Genomic DNA, 4,242 nt, shown 5'->3' with positions numbered 1-4,242 from the left:
GGAGTTAGGCGCGGGTACGCTTTTGAGCGAAGTTTTGAAACTGTATTGCGTGGGAAGGTAACTAAAGCACTTAATCGCCATCACGAACAGAAAGACGCCATAATTATTCATGGGCAATCTGGAGTTGGGAAGACCATTGCCTTGGGCCGTCTCGCTGTCACTGCTAGAGAGAAAGAAAAGGCGGCAGTCTTGATGGTGAGTGGCCAACGGATACCGCAAGCTGCTGAAATAGCCCCTTTCCTAGAAGCTATGGGGCGTACGGCAGCAGTTACGCTTATATTGATAGATGCCAATTCTCCTCCGCACCGATATGATGAGCTACTGCAGGCACTTAGAAGCAGCGGTCATAAAGTAGTTATTGTTGGTACCAGTTATAGAATCGAAACTAAAGCAAGCTACCATATACACGCGCCTACCTCCTTAACTAATGAGGAGCAGGGGCTTTTGAAGAGTCTTGCAGAATCATTTTCGCAGCTCAACTCCAAATTTGATGCCGCTTCTGATCACGCGCTAGCACGTTTTTACTGGAGTCTCCCAGATAGCCGAAGTGGAATAGCGGATGGTCTTAGTCGTGAAGTGCGATTGACTGAAACCTATCTTCGTATAAAAGGAGAAAAACCAAGGCCTCGTAAAAATTTGAGCTCTTTAGCCTTGGCGCTAGTTAAAGCGGGTTATGCAAAATCCACTACTGGTTTTTTTGAAAATCAAACTTCTGAGGATGCCGAGTACGATTCTCCCGCGGCGAGGGTAATTGACTATGTAATGGCGGTATCCCGTTTATACAGATCGGTTCCCATCAATCTGCTGTTGAGAGCCGTAACCTCCTATGGTGGCAAAGACCCCGATGGAATCGACCTTGAACTTATACGCGATGTTTTCGAGGGGCAGGATATATTCCGTTGGCACTATGGAGGTCAAGATGAAAGCGAGTTATTAATTAGCTCGAGACTACAAATCGAAGCTGAACTGGTTTGCAATAGGCGATTGGGATCGCCTTCGACCGAAGCAAAATATATACTAGAACTGCTATCTAATGCCTATCGTGCGGGGTCAGAAGGTGGTGAAGAGGCGCACTTTGCCGTCGATATAGTTTACGCGATGGGCAGTGATGGACCGGTTGGTGAGCGCTATAAAGACAGTTATTTGGAGATAGCTCGCTGCCTTACAAATCTACGGATTAAAAAAGGCGTTCTTAATGCAAGGCTAATGCTCCAGGAATCTGCTCTAAGAAGAGCGTATATCAGAACGCATGATCATGAAATCGACATAGAGCTGAAGACACTAGTCTTGGCCGAAGCATCAAGTGCTGTAAACGATACGCTATCCGCAATCGATAGTGAAAGCAGTTCAAAGCTGTATGCCGCTAAGCGCACCAGAGAATTTTTGTTCACAGAGCGTGCAGCAACTTATGGTTTTCTGGCAATTGACAGCGCAGTTCGGGAGGATGAAGTTTGGTCGAGTTATTGTGCTGCCCGAGAAGCTGCGCGTATCGCTATAGGAAAAGCTTTCAGCTATCAACCTTTAGATATTGCGCTATGGGTGCCAATTGGTGTACTAAAAAAAGCAACTAAACTCGATGACATACAGAAAGCTGAGTTGCAGGCAGATATTCGAGCCACTCTAGATGTTGTAGACCCCACAAGCTTGGGGCGCAAAGAAAAATCTTTATACGATAGGCAGAAGCTATTTGCTGCTGACATGCTGGAAGACCAAGCTCTGAGTGATGAAGCATTTTCGTCCCTTGAGCAAAGTGGGTCCTCGCTTGGGTATTATTTGCGGGCGAAGGCCATTGCCCCCATGCGCCCTGATAGTATAGAAGACGTTACCGATGGCGATATTAGAAAAGCCACGGATGTGGCGAAATATCTTGAATCAGCAAAAAAGAAAGTCGCTTTAGATGCTCGAGCAATACAGCTTTTAATATCAATGGAATGGCTGTGTGCTACCCATCAATGGATTTTTCGAGGTTTTAGGCAACCCTTGCCTTATGAGCAAAAAACGCGCGAACGAATCAAATCTCTAATATTCGAGCTGCAGGCCGCTGAGGGGAATAATCTGCCCCCACAGATGCGATACTTGGCAGCTGTTTTTATGTGGTTGTGTGGCGATGTAAGTGACGCTGTTAGAAGCTGGAGGGAGCTTGCTAGAGATACCGAGTATATTGAATCAAAAAGGATTACTATCAGGCATACCGTTACTGACTCAAATGGGAAGCCTATCAGCTTCTCTGGACATATAGTCAGAGCCTTAGCTCCGGGGCGCTGGTCGGTAAAGGTTGATGGCCTTGATCAAGATATTGATATGCAGGAGAGTGACTTTTCGACAAGAGACTTTGCACTAGGTAAAACTGTGCGGCCGTTTGCTATTAGCTTCAACTATAGAGGCCCGATCGCAGATACCTCCTATTGGAGGCACTCCTGATGAGTAGCTTTGAGAATATCTCAGAATTGACGGTTGAGCTTGCAGCTAATATTCGAAAGGGATTTGGCGGGGAGGAAGTTTTTCAGGAAATAACTGTCCCCCATCCTGCTCCACCCAAAGATGAGCTTTACTTTTGCAGGTTAGTAGCGTGGGGTTATGTCTTTATAAATGAAGCGTTTCCCGTAGCAGAAAAACAATTAACTGGCATATTGCGCTCGTCATTCCCTGATCAATTTAGCTTGCATGGTAAAACGAAAAACATAATCAATTATCTGCGCACACAGCAGAGCCATAACTTGCCCCCCACCTCTAGAGAAAATGAAAAGAAAATTAGAGACATTGCAATTTGGCATGCGCAGAATAGTGGTGACCCGATAGACTGGAGTAAAGGATGCGATGCACTCTTAGCAGAGATCGTTAAAATCATTCAAAATTTGGCCTCTGCTTGGAGATTTGCGACTGAGGATCCTGACGATAGTGAGCAGTTTCTAGAAAACTTAAAACTCGCTGTCAATAATGACTGGCCACCTTACTATTTTGATGAGCTAATCAATAGGTCTGCAGGGAAAATAGGTTTGATTGGGTTTGACGCAGCAGCTTTCAGGCGCTCGGGTAAATACGTCGAACAGTGGCGTGGGTTAGTGGCTGTGTTTGAAGATCGAGAAAGTGCTACTGAGGCGATAAGTCGTGTAATTGATATGGAGCTTGAACGAACATTTGGAACACTCTAAACTTCATTGAAATAGGCCTATTGAAATCATCGAGAAATAGCGCCCAGTGTCGCCGATTAGGACATTGGGCGTGTTTTTAGTGCAGCCTGACCGTCAAGTACGCTAAAAATGATACTAGCGGTGATCTTCAATCTACGTATGAATCGCCCCTAGTCTCTTGACGCATCTACTTGCTGCTTTTGGCCGATAGCAGCCTGTGAGGTGAACCCGACCGGCCCCCCGAATTTACTTCGACATGATTGTCGACGGGCATTTGGTGTGCAATCGGTTAATCGATGTCCAATTTCTTCAAACGAGCCAAGCCTTGTTTGATATAGCCAGCGTTTTCACTCATGGTCCAAAGTGCGCCACGGACATTTTCGCCCACTTTCCATGCCCCTTGCTCCTCACCCAACAGTGTCAACTCCATAACGGCTGCTTCCAGGGCCTGCTGGTTTTCATACAGTCTTTCCAGTACGTCCGACAGTGAATAATCGTTTGGCATGGTGTCGATTCCTTTCGAGAAACCCCAAGCATAGCAGTGACATTCTCGACCGCAATTTCACCAGTGCGAGGGCACAACGGCGGATGCAGGTAATCGAATTGAGCATCAGCCGACAATGCGAAGATCAGAGCCCGCACGTGACCTGTATGACGAACTACTCAAGGGCGCGTGCTAGCGATGGCGCGTCAACGAAAGTCTAAGGAGGCTCTAGAGGATGAAGATGAGTAGCCGGGGCGTACGTTGACGGCCGCTGGAGCTGGAGTGGTATGCGGTGAATACGAAAGGGGGCTCAAAACCCTTACTCATTTTTATCATCAACGCAGCGGTCATGGGTGGCGGCTAGTTTGAGAACTCTTCTAGCGTCATGTCTTGGATGCCAGTCCGGTATGCCATGGATTGGACAGACTTTCGTGTAAAAAATAGCTTTTCAGGGACTAATCCTGCTTTTTTCTCTGCTTGATTTTTGCTATGGAAAGGATAGGTTTGTATTTATCATGCTGAAATATAACTAAATTTTAGTTTGGTCAGTCCAATCCATCATCGGGGCGACGGCAAAGCAGCAGAGCAAATTTCTACGATTGAATCCAGCGTCCAACACACCACACC

General features: G+C 46.5%; 3 protein-coding genes. 2 read left to right on the top strand and 1 reads right to left on the bottom strand.

The genetic code is table 11. The features are described from left to right. Together AC1DH9_RS23980 and AC1DH9_RS23975 are read left to right on the top strand one after the other, a co-directional pair. On the top strand, nt 1-2,421 hold a 2,421-nt coding region (locus AC1DH9_RS23980), incomplete at its 5' end, for a hypothetical protein (RefSeq protein WP_477808895.1). Then, nucleotides 2,421-3,152 (top strand): hypothetical protein, encoded by a 732-nt coding sequence (locus AC1DH9_RS23975; protein WP_477806083.1) that lies wholly within the window; start codon nt 2,421-2,423, stop codon nt 3,150-3,152. The genes AC1DH9_RS23980 and AC1DH9_RS23975, both read left to right, overlap by 1 nt. Nucleotides 3,153-3,420: 268 nt before the next feature. On the opposite strand, the gene AC1DH9_RS23970 is transcribed toward AC1DH9_RS23975, so the two are convergent. Then, on the bottom strand, nt 3,421-3,636 hold the full coding sequence (locus tag AC1DH9_RS23970) for a hypothetical protein (protein WP_477806082.1): 216 nt from the start codon (nt 3,634-3,636) through the stop codon (nt 3,421-3,423). Between the last annotated feature and the right edge of the window lie 606 nt (nt 3,637-4,242).

It is taken from the genome of Pseudomonas sp. 05T35 (genome assembly GCF_056396605.1).
This window is presented reverse-complemented; position numbering and strand designations above follow the sequence as displayed.